This is a genomic window from Streptosporangium sp. NPDC087985 (assembly GCF_044741965.1).
GTDB lineage: Bacteria > Actinomycetota > Actinomycetes > Streptosporangiales > Streptosporangiaceae > Streptosporangium.
On sequence record NZ_JBIUTQ010000025.1, the window covers coordinates 1 to 26729 of the forward strand.

The 26729-nt window shown below is 69.3% G+C and carries 17 protein-coding genes; 5 read left to right on the forward strand and 12 right to left on the reverse strand.

What is annotated here, in order from left to right:
- Nucleotides 1–122 precede the first annotated feature (122 nt).
- The 8 genes from ACIN94_RS29365 to ACIN94_RS29400 form a co-directional block, all read right to left on the reverse strand.
- Nucleotides 123–2210: a DEAD/DEAH box helicase gene (locus tag ACIN94_RS29365; protein WP_400712964.1), complete on the reverse strand. Its 2088-nt coding sequence runs from the start codon at nt 2208–2210 to the stop codon at nt 123–125.
- The gene (brxD, locus tag ACIN94_RS29370) at nt 2207–3637 is read right to left on the reverse strand and encodes a BREX system ATP-binding protein BrxD (RefSeq protein WP_400712967.1); all 1431 of its coding nucleotides are present in this window, start codon (nt 3635–3637) and stop codon (nt 2207–2209) included. Before brxD ends, ACIN94_RS29365 begins: the two co-directional genes overlap by 4 nt.
- Nucleotides 3634–5073 (reverse strand): hypothetical protein, encoded by a 1440-nt coding sequence (locus tag ACIN94_RS29375; RefSeq protein WP_400712970.1) that lies wholly within the window; start codon nt 5071–5073, stop codon nt 3634–3636. Before ACIN94_RS29375 ends, brxD begins: the two co-directional genes overlap by 4 nt.
- Nucleotides 5074–5952: a protein phosphatase 2C domain-containing protein gene (locus ACIN94_RS29380; RefSeq protein WP_400712973.1), complete on the reverse strand. Its 879-nt coding sequence runs from the start codon at nt 5950–5952 to the stop codon at nt 5074–5076.
- 26 nt (nt 5953–5978) lie between these two features.
- Nucleotides 5979–6647, reverse strand: coding sequence for a VWA domain-containing protein (locus ACIN94_RS29385; RefSeq protein ID WP_400712976.1), 669 nt, complete (start codon nt 6645–6647; stop codon nt 5979–5981).
- Nucleotides 6648–6657: 10 nt separating this feature from the next.
- Nucleotides 6658–7194 carry a hypothetical protein gene (locus ACIN94_RS29390; RefSeq protein ID WP_400712979.1) on the reverse strand — a complete coding sequence of 179 codons (537 nt, stop codon included), beginning with the start codon at nt 7192–7194 and terminating at the stop codon, nt 6658–6660.
- Nucleotides 7191–8972 carry a hypothetical protein gene (locus ACIN94_RS29395; protein WP_400712982.1) on the reverse strand — a complete coding sequence of 594 codons (1782 nt, stop codon included), beginning with the start codon at nt 8970–8972 and terminating at the stop codon, nt 7191–7193. Before ACIN94_RS29395 ends, ACIN94_RS29390 begins: the two co-directional genes overlap by 4 nt.
- 295 nt (nt 8973–9267) lie before the next feature.
- On the reverse strand, nt 9268–9966 hold the full coding sequence (locus ACIN94_RS29400) for a DUF4352 domain-containing protein (RefSeq protein ID WP_400712985.1): 699 nt from the start codon (nt 9964–9966) through the stop codon (nt 9268–9270).
- Between the two features lie 211 nt (nt 9967–10177).
- Here ACIN94_RS29400 and ACIN94_RS29405 point away from each other — a divergent pair, with 211 nt between their 5' ends.
- The 4 genes from ACIN94_RS29405 (at nt 10178) to ACIN94_RS29420 (ending at nt 15254) form a co-directional block, all read left to right on the forward strand.
- On the forward strand, nt 10178–11965 hold the full coding sequence (locus ACIN94_RS29405) for a serine/threonine protein kinase (RefSeq protein ID WP_400712988.1): 1788 nt from the start codon (nt 10178–10180) through the stop codon (nt 11963–11965).
- A gap of 73 nt (nt 11966–12038) precedes the next feature.
- Nucleotides 12039–13985 (forward strand): N-6 DNA methylase, encoded by a 1947-nt coding sequence (locus ACIN94_RS29410; protein WP_400712991.1) that lies wholly within the window; start codon nt 12039–12041, stop codon nt 13983–13985.
- A gap of 253 nt (nt 13986–14238) precedes the next feature.
- A complete protein-coding gene (locus ACIN94_RS29415) occupies nt 14239–14886 on the forward strand; it encodes a hypothetical protein (RefSeq protein WP_400712994.1) in 648 nt (215 codons plus the stop codon).
- The gene (locus ACIN94_RS29420; RefSeq protein ID WP_400712997.1) at nt 14883–15254 is read left to right on the forward strand and encodes a type II toxin-antitoxin system PemK/MazF family toxin; all 372 of its coding nucleotides are present in this window, start codon (nt 14883–14885) and stop codon (nt 15252–15254) included. The genes ACIN94_RS29415 and ACIN94_RS29420 overlap by 4 nt, the downstream gene beginning before the upstream one ends.
- Before the next feature lie 103 nt (nt 15255–15357).
- Here ACIN94_RS29420 and ACIN94_RS29425 read toward each other — a convergent pair whose 3' ends face one another.
- The 4 genes from ACIN94_RS29425 to ACIN94_RS29440 all read right to left on the reverse strand — a co-directional run bounded on the left by ACIN94_RS29425 (nt 15358) and on the right by ACIN94_RS29440 (nt 24618).
- Nucleotides 15358–18288: a pPIWI_RE module domain-containing protein gene (locus ACIN94_RS29425; RefSeq protein WP_400713000.1), complete on the reverse strand. Its 2931-nt coding sequence runs from the start codon at nt 18286–18288 to the stop codon at nt 15358–15360.
- A gap of 27 nt (nt 18289–18315) precedes the next feature.
- Nucleotides 18316–22017, reverse strand: a complete 3702-nt coding sequence (locus ACIN94_RS29430) for a hypothetical protein (RefSeq protein ID WP_400713003.1) — start codon at nt 22015–22017, stop codon at nt 18316–18318.
- Nucleotides 22010–23206, reverse strand: a complete 1197-nt coding sequence (locus tag ACIN94_RS29435; protein WP_400713006.1) for a hypothetical protein — start codon at nt 23204–23206, stop codon at nt 22010–22012. Before ACIN94_RS29435 ends, ACIN94_RS29430 begins: the two co-directional genes overlap by 8 nt.
- Before the next feature lie 89 nt (nt 23207–23295).
- Nucleotides 23296–24618, reverse strand: a complete 1323-nt coding sequence (locus ACIN94_RS29440; RefSeq protein ID WP_400713009.1) for a PD-(D/E)XK nuclease family protein — start codon at nt 24616–24618, stop codon at nt 23296–23298.
- Nucleotides 24619–25197: 579 nt separating this feature from the next.
- On the opposite strand from ACIN94_RS29440, the gene ACIN94_RS29445 reads away from it, so the two are divergent.
- Nucleotides 25198–26712: a serine/threonine protein kinase gene (locus tag ACIN94_RS29445; protein WP_400713012.1), complete on the forward strand. Its 1515-nt coding sequence runs from the start codon at nt 25198–25200 to the stop codon at nt 26710–26712.
- Nucleotides 26713–26729: the final 17 nt, after the last annotated feature.

Sequence of the window (26729 nt, forward strand, 5' to 3'; positions counted from 1 at the left end):
ATATGAACGAGCTGTTCGGGGGTCACGCCCGCATCGAAACACCATCCGGCCGACCCGACCAGTCACAACAGGCTGACCTAACAAAGCACTACTAGCAGTCGGTCCAGGTGATCTCGGGTCGGTTATCGCATCAGGAGGTGCGTCGGTTCGGCGAGTACGGAGGTCGCGGCGGGGAAGTCGGCCAGGCGGGCGGCCAGTGTCTCGACGGCGAGGTCGCGTGGCAGCGCGGTGTTGAACTTGAGGCCGTTCAGCGCTCTGTCGTCCACCTCCGGGTGCCGGAGTTCAAGGGTCCGCACATCGGCGCGCCAGGCAGAGCCGGTGAGGTCGCCGCGCAGCCTGACGCGCAGGTCGTCCACCCGCTGGACGGGGTCGGCCAGAGATCCCAGGGTGGCCTTCAGTGTGGCGTTTCCCCGGTGTCCCGCCCAGGTCCACCAGTAGAGGTCACCGTCCTCGCGCACGACCACGGTGCCCTCGGGGTGGACGGTGTCGGCGAGCTCCGCACGCACCTTGGCGAGGACGTCGACGGCGCGGCGGGTGAGCCGTACCGGGGGATCGGCACCCAGGGCGACGTCCCGCATGGCGCGGGCCAGCGCGAAGGAGGTGCCGCCGAACGCCGAGGATGCCCAGCGGGCCTCTCCACCCGTCCCCTCCACCGGGTCGACGAAGCACCGCCGCCGCTTCCAGTCGATCCAGTCCACCTTCCAGGTCCGCCCCGCGAGAAGCAGCAGGCGCGGGCCCTGAACAGGGGAGGTCAGCAGGCCGGGGTCGGTACGGCCGATCTCGACGCTGCCGTGCAGCACGGTGAACTCGGGCGGTGCGGTGAACACCGCGGTCAGGTCCATGAAGTGACGGTGCCCGAAGCGCTGCTCGGCCTCCCGCCCGATGAGCAGCGCGCCGCCGTCCCGTCCGAGGAACCCCTCGGAGATCAGGTGGTCGAGCACGGGCTGGGCGGAGCGATGCGCGAAGGGCCCGAGGTCGCCCCACCAGTCCGGCCAGAGCGAATCGCCGATCCGCCCCTCCTGCAGGGTGAGGGCGAGGAGCTGCTGCGCGACGATGTGCCGCGGTTCCGGCGGCGGTTGCACCGGCTCGACGTACCCGGTGCCCCACAGCCGCAGCAGCCCCGCCGCGGCGAGCAGGTCGTCACGGCTCAACGTCAGCAGCAGGCAGTTACGGTCCGTTCCCCCTGACCGCCGCCCCGTACGGCCGAGCCGCTGGAGAAACGAGGCGACGGACCAGGGCGCGTTGATCTGGATGACCCGGTCCAGGTCACCGACGTCGATCCCCAGTTCCAGGGTGGAGGTGGAGACGATGACGCAGTCGCGGGCCTGGGCGAAAGCCTCCTCGGCCCGGCGGCGTTCGTCGGCGGAGAGGGATGCGTGGGACAGGAAGGTGGTCACGCCGTGGCCGCGGAGCATCTCTCCCAGCTCCTCGACCATGCGCCGGGAGTCGCAGAAGACCAGCCGCTTCTCCCCCTGGTGCAGCGCGGCGACGACCCGTGCCGCGTTCGCCAGGGAACCGACGTAGTCCAGCTCGATGTCCGGGGGAGGGGAGTCGGCGACCGTCTCGGGGGCGATCACCTGCGCGGGCCGTGTCCCCGTACCGGACCCCTGAAGCCAGGAGAGCAGATCACCGGGGTTGCCTACCGTAGCCGAGAGGCCGATCCGCTGCAGAGGACGCCCGGCCAGGTGGGTGAGACGTTCCAGCACGCACAGCAGGTGCCAGCCTCGATCGTCCCTGGCGAAGGCGTGTACCTCGTCCACCACCACCGTCCGCAGGTCCCGCATCAGGCGCCGGTGGTCCACCCGGGTCCCGATGAGCATCGCCTCCAGCGACTCCGGAGTGGTCAGCAGTACGTCCGGCGGGTCACGCAGGATCGACTGCCGCCGTGAACCGGAGACGTCGCCGTGCCAGAGCTCCACCCGCCTGCCCAGCCAGGTCGCGTACATCCGCAGGCGCGGCAGCAGGTTGTTGAGGAGCGCCTTCAGCGGGCACACGTAGATGACCGACAGGCCGGTCCACCGCTGCTCCTCCATCACCGAGAGCAGTGGAAAGACCACCGCCTCGGTCTTGCCCCCGGCGGTTGGGGCGACGAGGAGGGCGTCGACCCCGTTCTTGATCGGAGAGAGGGCCGCCGACTGCAGCGTTCTCAGCTCGGGCCAGCCGAGGGTGTTGGCGACGTGGTAGGCCAGCGTGGGATGGAGTGAGGTCACGTCAGGTCGAGCTCCACCTCGTCCGCCGACAGAGGATGCCGCATGCCACGCGCCGTTCCATGTCCCGTGCCGCCTGCCGTACTGCGCGCCGTTCCGCGAGCCGTACTGCCTGCCGTTCCGCGTGCCGCGTTGCGCGTGGTGCCGCGTGCGGCGTTGCGCTCGTCGTCGTTCAGCTCGGTGTCGGAGATGGTCAGCCGGTAGTGCCTGCGGGGGTCGAAATCCTCGTGGTCGGCCACCCGGTACAGCACGTCCGCGACGAGCTTCCGCAGGAACGTCCGGGGAGCCGTACCGACTCCCAGCCGGCCCGCGACGGCCCCGGCCAGGTCCTTGATGTAGCCGTCGTCGACCAGCGACCTGATCCGCGCCTCGGCGGGGTTCCCCTCGGCGTAGAGGTCGCGTACGGCACAGCCGAGCTGGACGAGCTTGTCCTGGTCGAAACCGGTGAGACGGATCTGTACCGCGCGGGCCGTATCGAACCGGGCGTCGGTGTCGAAGTCGGTGGCCAGCCGCTGGGCGAGTGGCGTGAGCTGCTGCACGCCCTGCTGCCCGTCGTAGAACGCCGGGGTTCCCGTGATGACGAGGTGGAGACCGGGGAACCGGCCCTTGTCGATCTCGTCGATGAGCTGCCGGAGCGTGTTGAGGCTCCGCTCCCGGGAGTCTCTGCGCATACGCTGCAGTGTCTCGATCTCGTCGAGCACGACGAGCAGCCCGGGGTGGCCGCAGTCGCGCAGCACCACCAGCAGGCCCTGCAGGAAGCCGTACACGTTTCCCGAGTCCAGGTCCCCCTTGATGTTCGCGTAACGGCGGACACCGGCCGCCACGTTCGGTTCCCCGCCCACCCACGCCAGCAGCCCGTCCGCGGTGGCCTGGTCACCGGCGAGCCTGGCCCGGCGGTAGAAACGCAGCGCGGTGGCGAAGGCGGGGGCGGTCTGGGCGGCTTCGGCGAGCCGGGACTCGATGAGTTCCTCGACCGCCGGTTCCATCGCCGGCCGGTCGTCCTTGGCGATCCCCTCCGCGGCGTTCGCATCGTCTTCCAGGGTGAGAAGCCAGGTGTCGACGATCTCGCGCAGCGCGCTCGGCGGGCTGCTGGCCGTGGAGAGCCCGCCGATCAGGGCGCGGTAGACGGTCTCCAGCCGGTGCAGGGGCGTCTGGGTGTCCGAGATCTGGATCTCGCTGGTGGCCATCCGCATCCGCTTCGCCCGTTCGGCGAGCCAGCGCGCGAAGAAGGTCTTGCCGGAGCCGTACTCACCGCGGATCGCCTTGAAACCGCTCCGGCCGCTCGCCGTGGCGGTGAGCTCCTCGTCGAGCACCTTCTCGAACCGCTCCAGGCCGACGGCGAAGAGATCGAGACCGTTCTGCGGGACGGTGCCGCGGCCCAGAGCGTCGATGATCTGCCGTCGTCTCGCCCGGCTGACCTTGCGTGTCATGGCTCAACCTCCTCGTCGAGAAACTGTTCCATCAGGAGCCGTAGGTTCAGGTCGACGGTCTGGTCGCCGTCCTTGAGGGTGAGGACGTCGTAGCCGTCGACGTTGAGCAGGCGTTTCGCCGCAGCCACCAGCAGGCGCGTCCGGTCCACCGGTTCGTGGATCAGCTTCGCCACCTTGGTCACGGAGAGACGGCCGCCATGCGCCTCCAGGCCGTTGAGCAGCACGGTGACCTGGCCGTCGGAGATCAGACTGGGGGAGATCCGCCGCTGTTCGGCAAACGCGTCGGACGCGGTCACCCGCCCGCCGAGCGTCACGGGAGGGCCGGGGACGCTCGGCCCGGTCGTCGGCGGCGTGGTGACAGGGACGCTCTTGCGCGAGATGGGCGGCGGAGCCTGCGGTACGGATCTCGGCGGCACCAGGGAGACCGGTACGGACGTCCGAGAGGAGCGTGACGGGGTTCCCGGCGTGGGGCGGCTCGCCAATGCACCGATCGGCTGGCTGATCCGTCCGGAACCGGGCCGGTGCATCTCGGCACGCTCGGCCGGCTCGGAGACCTGCCGGAGCGGGGCCCGGCTCACGAGGATCCACCTGCGGCCGAGAAGCGCCTGAACCCATTCCCCCGCGATCGGGCGAGATCCGCGCGGACCGGCCGCCCGGGCGAACAGCTCGGTGACCGCTTCTGCCGTCCGCGGCTCCAGCCCGGGGAGCAGAGCCAACGCCTTCCCCGGGCGGACATGGGCGTCACGGGCCAGGATGCGGCCGATGAGCAGCGCGAGCTTGTACCGGTCGGTGTCCAGATCGGGGCCGGTGGACGGCTGGAGAGGATCGTCCCAGTCGGGAGTGTGCGCCTGCCGCAGCACGGGCTCACCGCCGTGACGGCGGAATCCGTCGCAGTCGAGGACGAACACCCTGTACGGCGGAGCCGGCTGCCAGAGCAGGTTGCGGAACGAGATGTCACCGAGCACGAACCCGTGGCCGTGCAGCAGGCCGATCAGCCGGGCGGCGACAAGAGCGATCTCGGTGCGGCCCGTGATGTCCGGCTGGTGCAGGTCCTGCCAGGCCCAGTTGGGCGGGAACAGCAGATACTGCGCCTCGACCAGCTTGGAGGTGCCGCCGATGGTCCCGAGGAACTCACCGGGGACCTCCCGCATGAGGAATCCGGTGACCCGGTCTCCGTCACGGACCCGCGCCACCGGCCACGCGCACTGGCTGAGCAGCGACTGCCGGTCAACGGGCGGGAGGTTGTCACCGAAGCTCACGAGATCGGAGAGAGCTCCGTCGTTCACCGCCCCGGCCTGCGGCATGTACTCCTTGTAGACAAGTCGGCCGTGGCCGATCACCCGGGTGACCACGCCCTGGCCGCCCTCGCCCAGGGGTTCGGGCTCCAGGGACAGCGACGCGCGCTGCCGATCGAGGGGGTGCGCGACGGAGACCATTCAGACTCTCCAGACGCAGATCGCCGTACGGTCGTCGTCGTAGCTCTTCGCGCGGAAACTGAACTGCCAGAAGAACTCCGGCAGGGAAGGCGGTTCCGGCTGGCTCCACCACGCCGACAGCTGGTCGCCGACCTGCCTGTTCTGCGTCATCGGCGTGGCGAGCCCGTCCGTGCAGAGCAGCAGCATGTCGCCCGGCTCCAGATCGTGGACCGCGACCTCGACATGCCTGGTGCCACCGGGAAGCGCGTGCGTCGCCGAGCTGCTGACCTCCTGTCCGTTCTCCTCGGGGAAGCACGGCACCCAGACGCCCCTGTGCAGGAGCATCGCCGTACTGTCACCGACCCGCAGGACACGGGCACGTGTCCTTGAGGTCTCCGCGCTGTGGTCGATGACCGCGGCCAGGAACGTGGTGCTCAGCGCGTCCACCATGAACCCGCCGTGGGCGGCCCGCACGTTGAGGTCGTCGGCGATGTTCTCGACGAAGTGCTCCGCCGCGGTCGTGACGTCGGCGTGCTCGAAGAAGTCGGTGAGGTTGTTGCGGGCGGCATTGCACGCGCCGATCGCTCCGAGGTGCGACATCTCCTTGCTGCTGAGCCCGTCGGCGACGCAGGCCAGAAGCTGGGACTCGTTGACTTGCCAGAGTCCCATCGCGTCCTGGCGGGGCGTGCCGTAGTAGCGGTGCGCGTCTCCCCGGACGGAGGCGGCACGCACCACCAGTCCGGGCAGCGCGGCGCCGTCCAGCACGCTGTCCGGTGGGCTCTCCCGTACGGTCGGCAGCGGACCGGGGATCGAACCCAGCATGGGTCTCCGGCCGATGACCAGCGGTTCGGGGATTCCGGGGACCGGCGCGACAGGCCGGCTCTTCTGGAACTGCTCCATGTCGGTGTCTCCTTTCCGATCCGTGTTCAGACCGGGTCCGCGGACAGGACGGTGTAGCCCTTGACCTGGTCGGGGACGACGACCTGGGGGCCCACGGACGAGTTGACCGACGCGATCGCCGAGTGGACCACGGAGTTCAGCAACTGCTTGGCGAACTCGCGGAGCGCCTGGACGGGAGAGATGTCGTCGTCGGCGATGAAAGCCCGGAAGGTGGCCACCTGCCGCAGGGTCGCGGGCTCGACGTCACCGAAGCCGAAGGCCAGGATGGTCGGGCGAGCGGAGAAACCGGGGCCGGTCAGCCGCTGGTGCTCCGCGTTCCAGTCGTCCGTGGGCTGGCCGTCGGTGAGGAAGAACACCGTGGGGCGGAAGGGCCTGTGCCCGGACCGCTTCAGCTCCTTGATGTCCTGCTCGATCGTGTCACGGAGCAGCGAGAACGCGGCGCCGTAGTTGGTCACCCCCCGGGGGGAGAGCTGCGGGAGCGACTGGATCTCGTTCAGGTCGGCGAGGGGGAGGAGCACCTCGGCGGACGTGCTGAATCCGATGAGGCCGAGCCTCGTCTTGTCGGCGACCACCGGGTTGCTGGCGATCTCGCGATAGATCCCGGGAAGTTCCTGGTTGATCGCGTCAAGCGGCGCGCCCTGCATCGAATAGGACTCGTCGCAGACCAGGTAGAAGGGGAGTACCTGCTCACTCATCAGGTGATCCTCAGTTCTTGGAAGTAGGGGCGCAGCCGTCCGAGACGAAGTAGATCTCCATGGAGATCGACCCGCTGGGAGCGGAGAGATCGTGGAAGTTCCGGGTCGCGGCCGTCCCGAAGATGTTCGGGTAGGCCGTGCCGAGGGCGGTGTTGACCCGCGTGGCGAGACGGACGCCCTCTCCGGCGCCGCCGTCGGCGCCGAAGGTCAGGACCATGCCGGCGTGCCGACCGGCCAGGTGCTTCTTGTACCGGAGAAGCTTCTTCTTCACCTGTACGGCCAGCACACCGTCATCGGCCCCCGGGCGGACCCGGAACGCGACCTTGGTCGGCTCCGCCTGGACGCCTCCGACGCGGGTCGCGCAGGGGGACGGGGACGGTGAGGAGGCGGGCGTGGGGGTCGCCGTGCTCTCTCCCGCCAGCGGTATGACCGGTGCGGGAGGCGGAGTCTGGGCACCGAGCATGATGATCGTGAGACCGAGCAGCAGGTCGGCGAAGAGCCAGCCGGCCAGCAGGATCGGGGTGGAGGCCTTCCGCCGGGTGGTCACCACAGGGCTCTCTGGCGGTTGTCCGAGCCGTTGCCGGGGGCGGAGGTGCCGAAGACGTCGGCCGCACGGTCCACCGAGGTCCGCAACTCGTCGATCGCGTCTTTCAGCTTGGCGAACTCGTCGTCGGAGAGTTCCTTCACCTTCGCCGGCAGGTCGGCCAGGACCCCCGCGATCGAGGACGGGAGCCGGTCGAACGTGTCGCGCGTCTGCTCCAGGAGGGCGACCGTCCTGCCTGCGGCGTCGGAGACCAGCTCGATCCGGGAGGCATGCGCGGCGGCGGTGTCCGACCAGTCGCCGAGGGCTTCGCGGATCTCCGTACTGGCGTCTCCGAAGGCCTGACGGAACTCCGCGGCCGTGACGTTGAGGGAGTCGGTGACCTGCCCGCCGATGAGGCCGACGGCCTTCTCCGTCGATGCGCCGACGGAGCTGATCGAGACGGTCGCGCGGTCGACGGCGTTTCCGATGCCTGCCGTCGTGTCGACCAGCCTGCCGATCCGGGTGTCCAGGGTGGAGACGGTGTCCTGGAGGGCCTTCTCGGTGGAGGAGCCGACCGCGTGGATCGAGTCGGTCGCGCGGTCGACCGCCCGGCCGATGCTCGCCGTCGTGCCGGTCAGTTCGCTGATCCGGGTGTCCAGGGTGGAGACGGTGCTCCGGACGGACTTCTCGGTGGCGGAGCCGACCGATTCGATCAGGGCGTTCGCGCCTGCGACGGCGTGTCCGATGTCCGTCGTCGCGCCGGCGAGTTCGCCGATCCGGGTGTCCAGGGTGGAGACGGTGTCCTGCAGAGAGGTCATGGACCGTGTGAGCTCCTCGTTGAACTCGCGTCGCATGTCGAGGGCGGTCTGCGAGATGGTCGCCGACAGCTGGTCCCCGACACGGGTGACCGCCTGACCGGTCGTGGACCCGACGGTGTCGATCATTTCTGAGGCGTGTCTCACCGCCGCGGTCATGTCGCCGTGGGCGATGTCGACTCTCTCCAGGTGCCTGCCGAGGGTCGCGATGGCTTCCCGCACGTCGATCGCACTGCTGGTCAGCGTCTCGGTGGTCTGCTGCGTGGCCTTCCACGTCCGGGCCAGCGCGTCGACCATCTCGGTCTGCGTCTTGCGCGCCGTCTCGCCGGCGAGGTTGATCTCGATGACCGTCTTGGTCAGCTCGGCGCCGAACCGGGTCGGGGAGGAGAGCCGGACCTGGCCGAGCAGCAGGCTCGCCCGGGTCAACGCCCGCCGGAGACGGGCCCGGAGGACCGCCAGGTCGTGCTCCGAGGTGTCCTCCTTCCGCTCCGCGCTGTTCCGCATGACGTTCTCGAAGATGGTCCAGAAGATGAGGACGCCGATCGCGGTGAGCGTGCAGAAAGCGATGTTGTCGAATTTGAAGAACTCGGGCAGCCGGCCGTCGAAGCCCTGCTGCCACATCTCAAGGAAGGGCCGCCGGGCGGCCTCGGGGCCGCTGGCCTTCAGGACCTCGCCGTAGGCGTCCGTGGCCTTCATCAGACCGAACCACGTGATGAGGATCGGTACGAAGACGAGAATGGAACTGAAAAGCACGCTGAGCCAGCGAGGCACCTTCTGCCATTTCGTTTCCGCCGGTTCCCCGTCCGGGATGACGGTGTCCTCGGGCGAAAAGGCGGCGAACAGGTCGAGCTCACACCAGTGTTCGGCCTTGTCGGAGTCGGTGATCGCGCTCGCGAGGTCGTGCAATTCGTCTGTACGGGCCGCCAGGCGGGGATGGGCGGCGAGTTTACGCAGCTCGGCGGCGAGCTCGTGGTCCATCACGGACAACTACCACCCTTTCATTGATGAATCTGGGCATGATCTGACAAATCGGATGTAACGCTTAATAGCGGCATCTGCGCGATTATTGCGGCATGCGACGCTTAAGTAACGGACGCACCAGAAGACAGCCGGGTTTACCGCCGGATGGTCCGTGATGGGAACGATGCGAGATCGTCGGTTCTCCGTCTGGACCGGTGTGGTCACCGGGAGCGGAGCACATTGATCCGCCGGTTGAAGCCCGGGGCCGGCGTGGCGTTTGCCGGTGGTTCAGGGCACGTTGTCAGTGGCTAAGGGCGCATTGTCAGTGGTTCAGGGCGACGGTGACGCCGCCGGAGAAGATGGAGTCGTGTAGCTCGATCGCCTTGATCCTGAAGTCCTTGGGGACGTCGAAGAGCAGGATCCCGCTGACCGTGTTGCCGGGGTTGATGTTTTTGAGGAAGGCGTTGGAGTCCTTCAGCCCGAGGGCGGCGCCGGAGTCGGCGTCGTACTGCCTGCCCCCGGTGTCGATGAGCTTCTGCGAGGAGTCACTGAACAGCTGGGCCTTGTCGCCGATGTTCTCCACGGTGACGTGCACGAGGACGTACTGACCCTGGGCGTCCGACCCGAAATACTCGCCGCCGACCCGCTTGAGGCCGGTCTCGACCTTGGTGACCTTGAAGGAGAACTTGCCGTCCTTGACCACGTCGCCGATCACGGCCCGCTTGGGTCCGGCCGACTTGGGCTCGTTCTGCTTGTGGTCGTTCTGCTTGGGCTCGGCCTGCTTGGGGTCGGCCCGTTTCCTGGCCGGAGCGGAGGCGCCGGTGGCCGCCGTGTCGTCCGAGCCGCCGGATGTCCCGCCGCCTCCGCTGAAGAGGGCGCCGAGGAGCAGCAGGCCGCCCAGTACGGCCACCCCGATGAGGAAGGCGCGCAGGCAGCCGCCGCCCCTCTGCTGCACGATCACGGTCTGCGGATAGGGCTGGGCGTGGCTGTAGTGCGGGGGCGGCTGCTGGTTTCCGTGCATGACAGAGCTCGCTTTCGAGGGGAAGTGGTGACGGCGGTCAGGCGGCTGCGGCCTGCTCTGCATGATGAAGTCAGTGAATCACATTGTGAACTCAATGCACAATCAGAATGCTGATTCTGGTCGCTCTGAGCGTGTATGGTCCCGGGTAGTGAATCTTGTCCGCATCCGCTTGAACCGCGGCCCACGCCGCGACAGGTCCCCCGGAGGGCGTGTGCTGCCGTTACTGATGGGCGATCCGCGTGAGATCGGCTCATACCGGGTGGTGGGGCGCCTCGGCGCGGGTGGCATGGGCGTCGTCTATGCGGGAGTGGACGCCGCGGGGCGGCGGGTGGCCGTCAAGCTCGTCCACGAGCCTCTCTCGGTCGACCTGGAGTTCCGGCGGCGGTTCAGCCGGGAGATCTCGGTGCTCGGCGAGGTCGGGGGCGCATGCGTCGCCAAGGTGCTCGGCTCCGACGCGGGCACGGAGCGGCCGTGGCTCGCGACCGAGTACATCGCCGGCCCGACACTGGAACAGCACCTGCGGGCCGAGGGGCCGCTGACCGGTGATGCGCTGTACGGCCTGGCCGCCGGGGTGGCCGAGGCGCTGGTGTCCATGCACGCGGCGGGGGTCGTCCACCGGGACCTGAAGCCGTCGAACGTGATCCTGTCGCCCGACGGCCCGCGGCTGATCGACTTCGGCATCGCCAAGGTGCTGGACGGCAGCACGATGACGCACACCGGCACGCTGATCGGCTCGCCCGGGTGGATCAGTCCGGAGGAGTACGGCGACGGCCCCTCGGGCACCCCGGCCGACGTGTACGGCTGGGCGCTGCTGGTGCTCTTCGCGGTCACCGGCGAGCCGCCGTACGGCACCGGCCGCCCGGAGGTGCTGGCCTACCGGGTGCGCGAGGAGATGCCGGAGACCTCGGCCATTCCCGAGGAGTTGCGCGAGTCCGTCGGGCGGGCGCTGGCCAAGGAGCCGGCGGAGCGGCCTGCCGCCGCCGAGGTGCTGGCCGCGGTGACCGATGCCTGGCAGGGGCGGGAGGGGGAGGAACGGGGGATCGACGTCACCTCGCTGATCCAGCGCACCTGGGTGCTGTCGCGGGGTGAGACGCCGGACTGGCCGGAGGCGGCCGGCCCGGTGACGGTGGCGGCGGACCGCGTGAAGACGGAGACCGCGACAGCTCTCATGGTGGAAGGAACCGCCCGGCGCCCCGGGCCGACATGGGTGCACGCCTACATCGCCACGGCGGTCGCGGTGACCCTGATCGCGGTCACTGCGATCGTCATGTTCGCCCCCGTTTCCCCCTTTTCAGGACGATCCAGTCAGATAGTTGTCGCGCAGACGACCCCCACCGGAACACCCGCGCCGGCGGCGACCCCGGTGCCATCGGTGGGCATGTCCAGTCCCGCCCCTGCTGTGTCCGTGAAGGCGCGGAAAGTGTCTCGGGTCAAGGGCAAGGCGGTATCCGTGCAGGGAATCAGGATGACCCTGCCGAAGGGCTGGCGGCTGCTCCGGGTCCATAGTGACTACGTCTGTGTCGAATCGCCGAACTCGCGAGGAGCCAGCGGACCATGGGATTTCTTCTGCCGTCCTGACGCGATGGCGATCGATCTCAGGTCCGGTGCCAATGGCTGGCCAGGCCGGTCCATCGACAGCGATTACGGTTTCATGATTGGGCAGGGCACGCCTTGCCTGGCAGGAGGCAGTGTGACCCGTGACCCGGACGGCGGCTACAACGAGGCAGGAGAGTACGGGTTGTATGCCGGCGTCCTGCCCTACAACTCCAGGTTGAACCGTTCGAGCCTGGCTCGGATGGCGGATGGCAGGAAGGCCGCCTATCGCGAGTGGCTGGTCCGGTGTGACGGTTACGGGGAGTACGTCATGAAAATCTGGCATCTTCCCGCGTCCAAGGTCTCGTTCTACGTGCTCAGCGCACGTCCCGAGGACGCCGGGGGCTACCGGCAGATCATCGCCTCCGCCGACCTCACCGGTTATCGATATGCGGCCCCGCTGTGAATAAGATTCACCTGTAAATGTCGCCGACGATCGCTACGGTGACCGAGGTGGCACGCAAGGGTTGGGGTTACTCATGCAGGACAGCGCCACGGTGGCAGCGGCCGACATCGCGCGGCTGGCGGGGGTCGGGCGCGCCGCGGTCAGCAACTGGCGCCGGCGGTTCGACGACTTCCCCTCGCCGGTCGGGGGGACGTCGAGCAGCCCGCTGTTCTCCCTCTCCGACGTCGAGGACTGGCTACGCCGCCAGGGCAAGCTGGCGGAGGTCCCGCTCGACGAGCGGATCTGGCAGGAACTGCGGGCCGGTGTCGAGGACCTGCGCCTCGCCGAGGCCATCGGCCAGGTCGGCGCCTTCCTGCTCTTCCTCGACAGGTCTCCGGCGGAGTGGGCGCGGCTCGCGAAGAAGAGCGACGACGCGGTCACGGAACGGCTCGCCGACGAGCTCGCCACGGACGACCTGCCAGGGTCGGTGTCCACGGCGGTCGCCGTCCCGCTGCTCCGCGCCGTCGCCGAGCTGGCCGGGGAACGCGGTGCCGCGGCGACCTTCGACTTCCTGTACGAGCGCTACCTCGACGCCCATTCCCGGCGCGTCGTCACGCTGCCGGCGGATGTCGCGGACCTCATGACGGAGCTGTCGGCCGCCGGCGGGGGGACGGTCTTCGACCCGCTGTGCGGGCTGGGCACGCTCCTGCTGTCGGCCGCGGCCTCGGGTGTGACCGGCCTCATCGGCCAGGAACGGGACGAGCAGGCCGCGCGCATCGCCGCCGTACGGCTCCTGCTCCACGGCCACGGAAGCACGGTCCGGGTCGGCGACGCCCTACGCGACGACCGGTTCGCCTCCCTCCAGGCCGATGCCGTGGTCTGCTGCCCGCCCTTCGCCGAACGCGCCTGGGGGTACGAGGAACTGGCCGGCGACATCCGCTGGCAGTACGGCCTGCCCCCGCGCGGCGAGCCCGAGCTTCCCTGGGTCCAGCATGCGCTGTTCCACGTCAGGCCGGGCGGTCACGCGGTGGTCCTGATGCCGTCGGCCGCCGCGGACCGCCGCTCCGGCCGCCGGATTCGGGCGCAGCTACTGCGGGCGGGCGCGCTGCGGGCCGTTGTCGCGCTCCCGGCCGGTGCGGCGCCGAACTCCCTGGGCTCGCCCCACCTGTGGATCCTGCGCAGGCCGGAGGTCGGAGACCCGATCCCGTCGCACGTCCTGATGGTGGACGCCTCGGAGATGCCCTGGCACCAGGTGCGGGAGACCGTCCTGACACGATGGCGGTCCTACCCGGCCGACACCGAGGGGGCCGTACCACTCATCGACCTGCTGGACGAGGAGGTCGACCTGACCCCTGCCCGGCACAGTGCCGGTCGCTCGGTTGACCGCGCGGGGCAGGAGTTCGTGGCCTCCCTCGACGCGATGGCTGCGTCCGTCACCGCGCTCCACCAGGCTCTTGAGGATCTCCGCACGTTCACGGCGGAACGCGACGACCTTCCCAAGACGACGATCGCGGAGCAGGTCAGGGCCGGTGCCATCGTCATCCGCCAGGCCTCCCAGCAGAAGGTGAAATCGGGCGAGGTCCCGATGCTGACCGTGGAGGACGTCATCGCGGGCGATGCCCCCAGCGGGCGGATCTCGGCCACCGCGGAGACGGTGGCGCTGGAGCCGGGCGACGTCGTCGTCCCCTCGGGAGGCCGGGTGTCCGTCGCCCGGGTGATCCGGGAGAGCGGCGCGGTCCTCGGATCCGGGCTCCATCTCTTCCGGGTGGATCCCGGACGGATCGACCCGGACTGCCTGGCTGGTTTCCTCCGGTCCGCCGGGACCTCCCGGCGTGGCCAGACGGGGACCTCCCGGTCGGACATCCGGCGCGTGGAGATCCCCCGGCTGCCGCTGGACGAGCAGCGGCGTCTCGGTGACGCCTTCCGGAAGCTGGAGGCCATGGAGGGCGCGGTCGGTCAGGTCGCGGACCAGGGGGCCGCGCTGGTCGCGCTGGGCCGCGCGGGCCTCGGCGACGGGACTCTCCGCAACCCCCTGCCCTAGCGCGCACCGCCGCCGGGGTCCCGTCTGTGTGTCCGGTTGACGCCGGACCGGTGGGAGGTCATGCCTGCCCGGCTACGCCGAAGAGGTCGCTCAGGGCCTGATGCTGCGATCCGCTGACAATGTCATAGCTCGCTGTAATTATGGTTTCACGCGGCGGCGTCGCTCTTGTCGACGGCGGGCCGCAGGCGATCACAGCTGGAAGCGACTGGCGAGGAGTACGGTGGCATTGGGACAGATCAGGGGAGGAGCGGTGATGAGCAGACCTCTCGAATCGCCCAATCCCCTGGCCGGCACCGTGCTCGCGGTGCTGAAGGCGGCCCGCGAGCTGCACGTCGAGATCACCAAGGCGAAGCTGGCGAAGCTTCTCTATCTCGCCGACCTGGACGCCATCGAGTCGGGGCGCACGCAGTTCAGCGGGGCCACCTGGCGATGGGACGATCACGGGCCTTATGACCACGCGCTCATCCGTGCCGAGGACTGGGTGGTGGAGAGCGAGCTGGTTGAGCGCCACGACCCGCAGAGCGCGGAGCACGACTCGCATGTGCTCTCCCTGACCGTTGACATCGAGGATTCACTCGATGCGGCCGATATGGAGTGCGTGCGAAACGTGGTCCGCCTGCACGGAGGCAAGACCGATGCCGCCCTGAAAGGCCTCTCCTGCGAGACCGCTCCGATGATCGAGGCGCGGGTGGGTGGCGAGCGGGGAACACTGCTCGATCTCAACCGGGCGCGGCGCCGTAAACAGGTGGCGGTGCTCCGTGAACGGTTCCGATCGCGGCGCGAGGTCCGGCGGCCTCCGCAGCAGGACGACCCAGGGGTCAGTGACGCGCTCAGAGCGGAGTTCCTGGAGGCCAGAGACGGTCTGCGACGGGCCAACGCGAAGATACTGGATGATCAGTGAAGGGATCCATCCGCAAGGGTGGCGTCTATCTGGTATCCGACCGGTCGCTCACGATGCCCCCCAATGACCAGCGCAACTTCCATCCGAAACGGCCAGTGATCGTTCTCAGCGGTGACGCGAAGAACGAGCAGGCCGACTGGCCCCTGGTGTATGTCGTCCCCACGTCGACGGCCACCACGCTCAAGACCGAATACTGTGTCAAGCTCGCTCAGGGGGTCGGCAACCTACCCAGCAAATGCTGGGTACGGACGGTCTGTGCCCAGCCGTTCCTCAAGGAGGAGATCGGCGACTACCTGGGGCAGTTGCCGGCTCAGGTCGTCTTGTTGATCGAGGAAAACTTGTTCGCCTACATGGGGCTCACCGACTGAGAGCGCCGTGGTGGCCTCTCCGGGATGCTCAGCACAGTTCACTCGAGAGGCGGCGGGCATGGCGACGCCGGTGCGCGCCGCCCGCGATCGAGAAACACGTGGGCTATCCCCGGTCGTCGATGGTGGCGGGGTCACCGGATCCGTCCTCTTCCTCCGGGATGGTGGGGAGCACATACTCCTGGGCGAGTGCCGCCAGGTGTAAAGGCAATGGCAGGGATAGGGCGTCTAGATAGTCGGCCGCCTGCCTCAACTGGTGGACGGCCAGGGCCAGGGCTTCGGGGATGTCTCCTTCCTCGTCTGGGGAAGCCGGATGGCAGCCCAGGACGGAGATCTCCATGAGGGTGGGATTCCAGGCGGGGATCTCGGTGTCGATGGTCAGCTCACCTTTGCGCTTTCCCGCCCGCAACGGGCGGGGAGCGAGTTTGTCGGCCTCCACCGCGGAGGCGCGGAAGGTCCCGGCCTTGTCAGTGGTGCTGTAGAAGACCCGCGAATCAGAGGTCTCAGTCCATAGGCCCGCGGCGAGACCGTTGACCCCGGAGGGGTTGCCGATCCCCCACCACTGGGGCGTCTCGCGGCCGCTGGTGTCGCGCACCCTGAGCAACCGCAGATCGGGGTCAAGCCGGCCGGCTGGCGCATGGCCGGTTCTGATCAGGTCCGGTACGGCCTGGCCGTCCTGTAGCCAGGGCCAGTACATCCGGCTGTTCTGGGAGTGGGCGAGCAGCAGGGTGGGACGGCCGTGCAGGGAGCGGATCATCTTCTGCAGGTAGCGGGCGGTTTTCGCACGCTGTTCATCCCCTTTTCGCCGCCGCTCCTGGAAGGTGACGCTGGGATGTGGTTGCCCGTCGATGGCAGGAGGCTGCAGGGGCGTCTCCGCGCCGGGTGCGCAGCCCTCCTCGATCTCATCTGATGTGCCGGGGAGCTCGGCGATCCTGGTCAGCCGGAGCAGGAACTTCGGGTAGGGGATCCAGGCGCGCTGTTCCGGGTCCCAGCCGCGGATCACGGCCCCGCCGGATTCCGGCTCCGAGGGACCGACCAGGACGGTGACCGGGATGTGCCGGGCCACCCGGGTGGGGCCGTCGGCACGGCGCTTGACCATCCACACGGCCGCATAATGGAGGCCGACGGGCAGCCGGTCTCCCAGCGTGTGTTCGGGAACGACCCGCACGCCGAGCTGGCGGAACCCGTCCAGCCAGGCCGAATGGGCACGGTATGCCGCGTTCCTTTCGGAGTTGTAACCCCTGGTCTTTCGCGGAACGGCGGTGAACTGGGTGACCACCCCGGCGTCGGCGCAGCCCAACCGCAGAGCGAACTTGGGATCGTGGAGCGGAGTCGCGAAGTCGGCCCGTCGGTCGATCTCGATCAGGGCGAGGGCGGCGGCGTCCGGATCGGCGCCGTCGGCGGTCAGGAAGTCGGCGACGACGGCACGGCGGGCGGTGATCGCATCGGAGAGGGGCCGCCCCCCGCCGCGGGGCGCCGGGCCGATGTCGAGAGAGTCGGCGAGACCTCCCGACAGTGGCAGGCACCGCAACCGGACGGTGAGTTCGGGGGTTTCCCACCGCAGGAGAACGGGGTCGCCGGGCTTGGCTCTGTCGAAGGCCTCGGATGCGGGGGCGCCGCCGTCGCCGTCCAGGGCAAGCACCTCGGTGAGGCCTGCGATGGCCGCGTCGCGCATGGCGGCGGTCTGCCACAGGAGGCGGCCCTCCATGACCGGGACGCCGCCGGATACCTTTTCCCCGCCTGCGAGGGCTCGTACGGCGACTGCGAGTGCGGTACGGCGTGCGTAGGCGGTCCGGATCTCCTCGGACTTCTTGGCGTCTCCTTGCAGCTTGAGTCGCGGATTGGCAGGCGTGTTGGAGGAGATCCTGCTGCGCCTTAGGTCGGGGACGCGCACCAGCCCTTCGGGAAGTGCCTGTTCGACCCACTCGACGATTTGTGAGCGCTGATGGGACATCAGGCCGGCTTTGACGGCGTGCTGGCCCATGTGAGTGCTGTGGACCACGGCGGCGCGCACGCCGGGTCCCTCGCCGATCCACCGCTCGGGGGCGGTGAGCAGTTCCACAGGGTCGGGGAAGGGCTGCCCGAGGGCGATGTCCCGCAGGATTCCGGCGGGGCCCACCTCGCGCCAGCCGTGTGCCCGCTCGGCGCGGTCCCAGGTGAGCCGGGCCACCGCGTAACGCTCGCCGGCGGGTGTCCCGGGAAGCCACGGGACGGTCGGGCGCAGGTATACCGAGGTGTCACGGCGGAGGGGTAGATAAAGGCGGCCGTTGACACCGGGGTGGGTGGCCCAACGCCTCAGGCTCGTGTGGATGTGCAACCGGGGCTGTGGCGAGAACGGGACGGTGTGCAGCGAGATGTTGACGACGACGGAGAACCACCAGGTGCGGTCCTTCACCTCATGCGGCAGAGGTTGCGACATAAGCTCCGCGCCCTGCTGCCGAGGACCGCGCGGAACGGCTCTGAAGCGCAGCAGACCGGCTCCCGTGTCGTAGGGCGCCAGGGCGAGGACGCGGCGCGCCAGATGGTCGGTGGCGAGCTGGAACTGTCTGCCGAGCGGGAGCGCGGTGCCTCCGTCGGTTGTGTCACAGCCCAGCAGGTTCACCTCCACCTCCCGCCAGCGCGGCGGGTCTGCGCGCAGTTCGGCGAGAGTTTCGACGACCCGCCCGCGGTGTTCCGGTTCCGGGCGCAGGTTCCGCACCCAGGCGGTGAGCAGCCGCTCGAACGCAATGTCCGGCAGGGGGTGGGGGATGTCGACGGGGGTGTACAGCCAGAAGTCCTCCTCGTCGCCGTGCTTCTCCGAGCCTCGCCCCCGCACCACCAGGTCGGGAGCGAGGCTCTGCAGCACGCCGTCCATACGGTAGGTGGGAACGGTGCGGTACGGCTCCGCGTCGACGTCCCGGCCGGCGTTGCACAGCGCGAGCAGGCTGTCGCGCCACTGCTCGGGAAAGGGCAGGGCGCGGTACCGGGCGGTCAGCGGGGCGGTGCCGGGGGCGAGGAGGTAGGCGGCACGGCGGATCTCGTTGTAGGTGAATCCCATTGGGGGCTCCTGAGAATGTGGGACTTGTCAGCGACGGTTACCGGTGGCCATGCCGCAGAGCGCGTCGTAGAGCGGCTGATAGAGCATCCGAACGAGGGCGGGGTCCGCTGGATCGGTGAAGAGGCCGAGGTCCGCGTCGGCGACGAAATAGGGGGCGAGGACGGCCCGAAGCTCGGCCAGCAGGCCGTCGCCGGGACCGCTGAGACGAGCGGATTGCGCCGTGCCGACCCCGGGCGCGGTCGCTGCCGCGTACCCGGGCGCAAATCTGGCGTCCACGAAGACCACCCTGGCCGGGACACCGCCGCGTACCAGGCGTCCGATGACCTGCCAGATCGCCACCAGCTGGTCCCAGGCGAAGGATTGCTTCTCCGCGGGACCGAGCCGGGAGTAGACGTAGCGGCGGGAGAGCAGCCGGCGCCATTCACGGCGGGCCTCGTGGCGGAAGGCGAGGCCCGCCGCGTCGAGGCTGCCAGCCTTGGCCACCAGCTCGCCGAAGGTGGCACCTCCCAGGTTGGGATGGTCGCGTACGAAGCGGGCCACCCAGTCGTTGACCGCGAAGATTGCCAGGGACAGGTCGTCGGGGCGTGGGTGGGGACGGGCGAGGAACAGCACGGTCCCGAAGGCGGCGGTGCGCTGCGCGTTGAGGATGTTGTGACCGCGTTCGATCGCCATCAGCGGGGCGACCAGAAGCTCGGCGTCCGGATCGTCCGCGAAGGAGGCCAGGTCCCCCCGGCGTACGGCGGCAGCGTGGATGCGACCGTCGGAGCCGGGGCCCCCACCCCGCACGGCCTGCTCCAGGTCGGCGTCGTCGGCGACGAGCACCCGGACCCGGCCGCGCCAGCGCTCCGTTTCCTGCAGGGCGTCGGCGGCGGCGTTCGCCTCCCGGTAGCTGCCCACCAGCAGCAAGGCCCTGCGGCGGTCGTCGTCCCCGATCAGGGCGAGCTCCTGTTCGAGCGGGCTGGGCGACCCACCCCGGCCCGGACGCCCCAGACGCGCGATCATGCGGCGCAGTACCGCCGGGCGCACGATCTGGTCCTGACCGGACAGGCTTAGTGGGGTGTTGTCGTCGTCGTAGAGAAAGTGCGTGCGAAAGACGGTGTCCCGGATGGCCTTGAGAGCATGGGGATCCGGCTTGAGCACCGCCTTGACGGGGGCCAGTACGTGGGCGCGCGTGGACGTGCCCGCCCAGCTGGTGCCCGACATGAGCAGCACGTGGGGCCCTGGGCACCCGGCATAGGGGTCGGCGCCCAGGCCGGGCAGGGACAGCAGCAGCTCCCGGCCGACCCCGGCGCAGCGGAAGAACCGCAGGGTGCCGCTGCGGCGGCCCTCGGGGTCGCGGTCGTGCTCCTCTGGGAGGTACTGAAAGCCGATGACGTTGCCCATCGGGGCTTCGGGGACGATCGGGGCGTAGTCGAGCGGCGGGCGTCTGGAGAGTTCGTTGTCGGTCGAGTCGAGGTTGAGCGCCGCCTCGACCTGGGGCCACAAGAAGGTGAGCCGGTCGAGGCGTTGGTGCAGCGCGGCGAGCAGGAGCGTGAACTCCAGCCGCTTGGCGGTGCGGTCGTACCAGGGGAGGCTGCCGGGAACGTCGGCCGGGTCGGGTTCGCCGGTGTATCGGCGGGTGGGCGCCAACACGGAGCCGGCCGGCAGTGGAGAGCCATCGAGGAGCAGGTCCAGGACCGCGCGCACCCGCTGCCGGGTGCCCTTCTCGTTCAGGGTATGCAGTAGATCGTGGGTGGCCTGGACGAGGCGGTCGACGTCCGTTCCGTAGGGGCCTCGGTCACCGAGCGGATCATCGCGGAAAGTGTCGAAAACGGCGGTCACCTCCTGTCTGCGGTCGGCCCACGGGGAGGCTTCATGCGAGACCGGCCATGACGCGGATTCGCCCTGCGCGAGTCCTTCGTCGTCCTCGTAGAAGCTCGTCTCGTCGGGCACGCCGTCTGTGAGACCGTTGGTCCCACGGACGTTCACGGAGGTCTCGCCGGGGGCCGGATACCAGCCGGAGATCAGTTTCTCCTGGAGAGTCCAGGCGCTGAAGTACTCGATGTCGGCCCAGGTGCGCAGGTCCCCATCGCTCATCAGCATCGCGTACAGCCGGTTGGTGGCGACGCTCACCACGTCGAGCGAGACGGCCCAGCGTTCGACGTCGCGCTCGGACAGCGGCAGCCTTCCCTGCCGAGCCAGTTCGTCGATCTTGTGGGTGTGCAGCTTGTCGAGCCAGGATTCCGGTCCCCTGGTCACCAGGGTCGCCGACGGGGCGAACATGGTGTCCAGCTGCATCTGCACCCGGTCGGTCTCATCCACGATCACGATGTCGCTGCGCAGGCAGGCCAGCTCCAGATAGCGCAGCCGTTCCTTGTTGAGGTGGTTCGGCACGGAGCTCTGCACGAGGCTGGCGGGGTTCGCCACCCAGACCAGCGCGTCGACCAGCTCCCGGGCGGCGCTGTGCCGGGGGCAGGCGCTCCAGATCGGGCAGCCGTGCGCCCGGCCGAGGGCATCCGGCGGCTCCCCACTCCGAACCGGCCCGCCGATTGGATAGAGGTCTGGCAGTATCCGGTCGGAGGCGGGTTCCGGAGTCTTGCCGGTGGGATGAAGGCGGGTGCACGGGGCGTCTGCGTAACGGAGCGGTTCGACGGCCTCGTTGCCGCGCAGGGCGTCCACGACGCAGACGGTACTGAGGTCGTCGAAGCCCGGATGTTCGTGAGTCAGCAGGGACCCAGGAGTGCGGGCGGCGAGGCGACGGTGTAGCCGCTGCACGTGGGTCTCCCTGGTGGTGGTGCCCAGGACGGGAGCCGCGGGTAGGCCGAGCCCGCGGAAGAGGGCGGTGAGCGCGAGCTGCTCGGCGACATCGCCGACCACCAGGGTGGTGCGCATCCTCCGCTTGGCTGCCCAGACCGCGATCAGCGACATGAGTGTGCTCTTGCCCGCTCCGACCATGCCGACCAGGTGGAGCAACCCGTCCAGGTTGAGAACCTGAGCGGGCGCGAAACCGAGGCCGTCGGCGGTGCGCGTGTCCAGTCTCAGGGCGGCAAGGCGCCGTTCCCAGTTGCCGAGCCGCCGGCCGAGCCGCCGTTCGGCGTCAAGTCGCCGTTCGATGTCGTCCATCCAGCGGGCGGTGTCCGCGAGTTCCGCCAGCGGCACAGGCAGCGGCCGGTCCTCCCGCACAGCCCTCGCGGTGAGCTCGTGGCCGGGAGCGGGCGCCGGGCGCAACGACTTGGGCAGGGTGACGGAGGTGATCCGGCGGCGTTCGACGAAACGGTGTGAGCCGGGGCTCGCGAGGGGCAGCTCGCGCTGGGCGAAACCGGGCATACCCTCAAGCGCGGCATCATATGTGGCGAAGCGACCGGTCGCGACTGAGGGCTCCACCCGTCGGGCGGGACCGTCCATCGACGGCAGGCGGTAACCGCGCAGCCGCTCCGGAAGTTCCCGGTACGTCTCTAGGGACTGCAGCCACATCCGGCGGCGTCGCAGGGTCCACAGCAGGTGGCGGGCGGAGACGAGCAGTTGCTCCTCGCCCTCGGTGGTGGTCAGGCCGCTCGCGTGGGCGAACGGGTAGCCGCCGAGGAGCACCCACACGCCGTCGGCGGGCTGTTCTGGGGCGAGGCGCTCCATGAGCCGCAGCCCGAGTTCCACCTGGAACAGCAGGGCAGGCCTGATCCCGCCCTGTTCCTGAGGCCAGAATCCCGAGACATCGGAGACGAGAGGTCGATACCAGCTTTCCGTGTTACGCATCGAGGGCTCCGTTCACGAATGCGTCGCCGCCGGCCTGCACAAGGTGGGCGGCGGGACCGATGTCGCCGCGCAACCGGGCGCGCGCGGCCGCGACCAGCTGCCGGTCGGTGAGCAGCGGAAGGCCGCCCGCGACGTGCGCGCGGTTGCGGGCGTACACCTCCAGGTAGTCCCGGCGGGCCTCGACGCGGTACCGGGGGACCACCCAGCACGCCTCGTCATACGGCGGCTGCGGCCGGACCTCGGTGGCGGCTTGGCCGAGGAGACCCGGATGGGCCCAGTCCTTGACGTCGACAGCCCAGATCCAGCCGTCGGGGAAGGTGATCCGCAGGTCGTAGGCGTCGAAGCCAGGCCACATCTCGACCGGGAGGCGCAGTGCCCGTAGCTCTTTTTCTAAGTCGGCCTCCGCCCGGCCGGGACCGGTGACGAACTGCCGCAGCGGCCGGTCGAGCTGCCACAGCGCACCGATCTCGTCGGCGCGCAGTATCCGCCCCAGCGGAGGCGGGCCCTGACGGCGACAGTGGTCACGCTCGCACCACCAGCCGCCGTCGGCGAGGGGGACAAGCAGGGTAAGGCAGCGGGCACAAGTGACGTAGGTACCGTCGTGGCAGAAACCGTCGGGGACGCGGTGATAGATCCGCTCGACGAGTTCTCGTACTGGATCCAGGTAGAGGTCCGTGGCGACCTCGAACATGTCATTGCCGGTGAGGACGGGGCGTTCCACCAGCAGCCGGCGGAAGGCGGTGTAGGACTCGGGAGCCTCGCTCTCGCGGCACAGCCGCATCGCGGAGTGGATCACTATGCGGTCGTACTGCTCCGCAGCACTGTCACGGGCACGGATCCACCACTCGTGGCACAGCTGGGTGGGTCTGACGGAGTCGGGATCGATGAGGAAGTCTTCCGAGCCGAAGGCGTCCTCGGGCAGTTCCAGAGGCCAGTCCTCGATCGGACGGGTGCGGCACCAGATGAGGAGTTCCGGCAGGCTCCCGGGAAGTTGGGCGCCCTGCAGCAGGCAGGCGAGCACCGTGCGGTCCAGGGCGCGCTGGGCCTCGGCGGGATAGGGCAGAGTGAACGCCTCCAGGTCGGTGATCTCGGCGAGCTGGACCACGGCCGTTGCGATCGTGTGCAGAAGCGTGACACCGGCGTGCGCGGACCAGTCCGCGAGGGACACGGAAGGCGGGGGCGATGGCATGGGACGGCCTCCTGGTGGCAGTTCCTTGGAGAAGAGGGTCCGACGGGTCGGATCCGGGAGGGAAGATCCCGGGGGGAGTGCCGGTGCTTTCAGCGAGACGGAGCGGGCAACGTGGCAAGGTACTCGCGACCGGGGCGGCACCAGTCGAGGGCCTCGCAGTCGCCACAGCGTCGGCCGGGGTTCGGGTCGTAGGAGGTGTCACGCAGCCAGGGGCCGGCCATCTCGGCGATCACCGTGCGGGCCTCGTCGACGATGGAGGGAAGACCTGGGTCCAACTCCTCCAGGCCGCCGTCGTTCGGATAGAGCATCTCCAGCTCGACCCGGGATCGGCGGCTGTCTCCGCCGAGTATCCCGGAGGCCATCATGAGGACGGCGAGAGCGAGCTGGGGGTAGGTGCGCATCAACGACCTTCCCTCCCACAGGTGGTTGCCTGCGGTCTTTGTCTCCCGCCAGATCCACCCGCCACCACGGGTGTGAAGAAGGTCGGGGGTGGCGATGACGACGACGTCGAGCTCAGGGTCGTAGCAGGTCAGCTGTGGCTGAACCCGCACCTGCTCGCCGGGACCGAGCCCGTTGAGCGGGCACAGGGCCGCGTGCTCGGTGAGCATGCGGGCTCCGGTCCTGGCCTCGTCACCGATGAGGGCGTGGCCTCCTGCGGACCAGTTGCCCGGATCCTCGGGACCGGCCATGTGCTGGCACCCCCGGGCGGAAAGGGCCGCGTGCCGCTCGTTCAGCCAGGCGTCGACGGCCCGGCCACGCAGAATCGCGGCGCTCTCCGGACGCGGGGACCTCAGCTTCAGCTGCCGGGTGAGGTGGAAATGGGCCGGGCACTCGTCGTGGGCTCGCAGGTCGCTGGCGGACACGCTGCGCCGGAGGCGCGGCCTGCCGGGAGGCAGGGCCAGCACACCGGGAGCCCTGTGTAGCGTCGTACACCCGTTCAATGCCTTGCAGCCGACACAGCTGGAGCCGGGGACGTGTCCGGTGCCGTCCACCGCTCGGCTCAGGGCCGGTACGGCATGCTCGGTGTAGCGCTCGCGGACCTCCTCCACGTCCCAGTCGAGCAGAACGGCGCTGCCACCGTCGCCGCAACCGACGCCCACGACCCGAACCCGCTGGGGACGAGCCGTGCGAGTGGCGGGCAGCCCCTCCACTGGATGGTAGGGCTCGCCGTATCCCGCTGTGCTCGGGACACCGAAGGCGACGGTGTGGGCCGCCGCCGCCAGCTCTGCGCTGGAACGTTCCTTCTTGACGGTGCCGAAGGACAGCAGCCACAGTTCGCGTATGCCTCCGTCGGAGGAGGCGTACCGGCGCCCCCAGGCGGTCTGCTCGTAGCGTGTCGCGCCGCGACGGTCGGGTGATCTGAGGAGTTGTCCCACCACCCATTCGTCCGGGACGGGGTGGGTGCGGACCATCTCCTCGGCCTCATGGGCCCCGCGGGCGGCAAGGTAGCGGGACGCTGCGGCGGCGGTCCACTCAACCAGTCCGGGGTGGGCGGGAGGGCGGCCTTTCCGATCGAAGGTGCCACGAGTTCGGCGAAGTTCTTCTATCGCCTGCGCAACTGTCAACCTTTGATGTTCAATCAGGTCAAGTACGTCCATCAGCGGTTTCAGGGTGAAACCCTGCAGCCCCTCGTAGCGGCGTGGAGACTCGGGGTCCGCCCGGGCCCAGGGACGGGCCTTGGTAGCTATGGCGACGGGGCAGTCGCGGGCGTCTTCCCGAGTTGAGGGCAGCCCGGTACGCACGAGCGAGCCGTCGCCGGCGGTACCGGGGGGTAAAACCCAGGCGGTCATCGGATTCCCTCGTTCGGTCGGGCGTGCGGGTGGGGCTCCTGCGGCAGAGCAGCAGTGCGTAGCCCTCAGGAGAACATCTGTTGTGAACTAAGTCAAGCGATGAATCTTGTTCTATTGGATTCACGTATACTGTTGCTGTCGTTACAGAAGGCGACATGAGCGATTTGCGGGACATGCGTGAACGCCGGCCGGAAGGTGAACATGGAGCCTGGAGACATGCTGGACGGCCGCTATCGGCTGGTGACACTTCTCGGCCAAGGCGGCATGGCCGAGGTCTGGGAGGCATGTGACACGGAGGAGGGCCGGGAGGTCGCCATCAAGGTCGTCCGCCCCGTCCGGGAACTCGTCGGCCAGTGGTTCGACACCGAGAACATGAACCAGGGCCGGACGGAATTGCACGGCCGGTTCCGGCGGGAGGGGGAGGTGCTGGCCGGCCTGAGTCACCCGGGCATCCCGGAGTTGTACGGTAGGGGCACTCATGGAGACCGCCCCTACATCGTGATGCGGCTGGTGAAGGGCAGGTCGCTCCACCGGTTCCTGGAGACTCAGCGGCCGTTCGCGCGGTCCGTGGTGGTCGCGATCGCCTACCAGATCGCCGATGCCCTGGCCTGCGCGCACGCGGCCCAGCTGGTCCATCGCGACCTCAAGCCGCACAACGTGGTCATCGACCACGACGGCACCGTCGTTCTCATCGATTTCGGAATCGCCCTGCCTCTGCGTCCCGGCGTCACTCGTTATACGGCGCAGGGGACGACGGTCGGCAGCAAGGGGTACATGGCGCCCGAGCAGATCAGGGAAGAACGACTCAACCTGTACACCGATCTGTACGCCTACGGGTGCGTGATCTTTGAGCTTTTCACCGGCCGGCGGCCGTTCGGGACCGAGACGGGGTTGAGCATCGTCCGCCAGCACTTGGAGAGCGTCCCGCCGTCGGTTCAGGAGTTCGCCCCCTCGGTGCCGGACGACATCGACGAACTCATCCTGAAGCTTCTCGCCAAGGAGCCGGGCGACCGGCCCTCTGACGTCCAAGCCGTCTTGAAGGTTCTCAGGCCTTACCTTCCCGTCCCCGGTGACCCGGCTCCGGCCCCCCGAGTCGACCCCGACCCGACGCTCAGGTTCAGGAAGCCGGACGATTGTCCTATCGGGGGAGCCGGTGTCGCGCGCCACTCCGTGGCGGTTCCGCAGGCCGCCCGCTCACGCCGGGCGGGCCACTGGATCAGTCGCCGGAACGTCGAGGAGATCCTGGCCGAGGTCGGCAGGGAACTGGCCGAGGGGCAGGCCGGCCCCGCCACCGAGCGCCTCGCCGAACTCCTTCCCGCCGCACGGCGCCAGTTCGGCGCCGACCCGCTCGTCCGGAGAGCGCGGAGGGCATGCGCCGACAGCCTGCGCATCACGGGAGACTGCGTCCGGGCCGGCGACCTCTACCGGCAGCAGGTCGACGACCTCGGCCGAGCGACCGATCCGACGGACCTGGCCGAGAGGCTGACCGCTCTGCTAGGGGTCGCCGAGTGCCGCATCCCGTCCGGGGACCTCGATGCGGCGCTGGACGGCTTGCGTGACGTGGTGGGCGAGGCCGTCGCGCTACCCGGCGACCTCGCCGACCTTGCCGAGCCGATTGTCGTCCGCTGCGAGGACCTCGGCGTCGAACTGTCCGAGCTGGGTCACGAGACGGAGGTGAACGAGATCCTCACGCCGCTCAGGCGCCGAAGGTCGTGACCGTCGTCGGGCAGAGC

What these genes read in the sequence shown, in the direction of transcription:
- brxD (WP_400712967.1), bottom strand. Translation starts at nt 3,637, where the DNA reads ATGACACGCAAGGTCAGCCGGGCGAGACGACGGCAGATCATCGACGCT.
- ACIN94_RS29375 (WP_400712970.1), bottom strand. Translation starts at nt 5,073, where the DNA reads ATGGTCTCCGTCGCGCACCCCCTCGATCGGCAGCGCGCGTCGCTGTCC.
- ACIN94_RS29380 (WP_400712973.1), bottom strand. Translation starts at nt 5,952, where the DNA reads ATGGAGCAGTTCCAGAAGAGCCGGCCTGTCGCGCCGGTCCCCGGAATC.
- ACIN94_RS29385 (WP_400712976.1), bottom strand. Translation starts at nt 6,647, where the DNA reads ATGAGTGAGCAGGTACTCCCCTTCTACCTGGTCTGCGACGAGTCCTAT.
- ACIN94_RS29400 (WP_400712985.1), bottom strand. Translation starts at nt 9,966, where the DNA reads ATGCACGGAAACCAGCAGCCGCCCCCGCACTACAGCCACGCCCAGCCC.
- ACIN94_RS29410 (WP_400712991.1), top strand. Translation starts at nt 12,039, where the DNA reads ATGCAGGACAGCGCCACGGTGGCAGCGGCCGACATCGCGCGGCTGGCG.
- ACIN94_RS29415 (WP_400712994.1), top strand. Translation starts at nt 14,239, where the DNA reads ATGAGCAGACCTCTCGAATCGCCCAATCCCCTGGCCGGCACCGTGCTC.
- ACIN94_RS29425 (WP_400713000.1), bottom strand. Translation starts at nt 18,288, where the DNA reads ATGGGATTCACCTACAACGAGATCCGCCGTGCCGCCTACCTCCTCGCC.
- ACIN94_RS29430 (WP_400713003.1), bottom strand. Translation starts at nt 22,017, where the DNA reads ATGCGTAACACGGAAAGCTGGTATCGACCTCTCGTCTCCGATGTCTCG.
- ACIN94_RS29435 (WP_400713006.1), bottom strand. Translation starts at nt 23,206, where the DNA reads ATGCCATCGCCCCCGCCTTCCGTGTCCCTCGCGGACTGGTCCGCGCAC.
- ACIN94_RS29440 (WP_400713009.1), bottom strand. Translation starts at nt 24,618, where the DNA reads ATGGTCCGCACCCACCCCGTCCCGGACGAATGGGTGGTGGGACAACTC.
- ACIN94_RS29445 (WP_400713012.1), top strand. Translation starts at nt 25,198, where the DNA reads ATGGAGCCTGGAGACATGCTGGACGGCCGCTATCGGCTGGTGACACTT.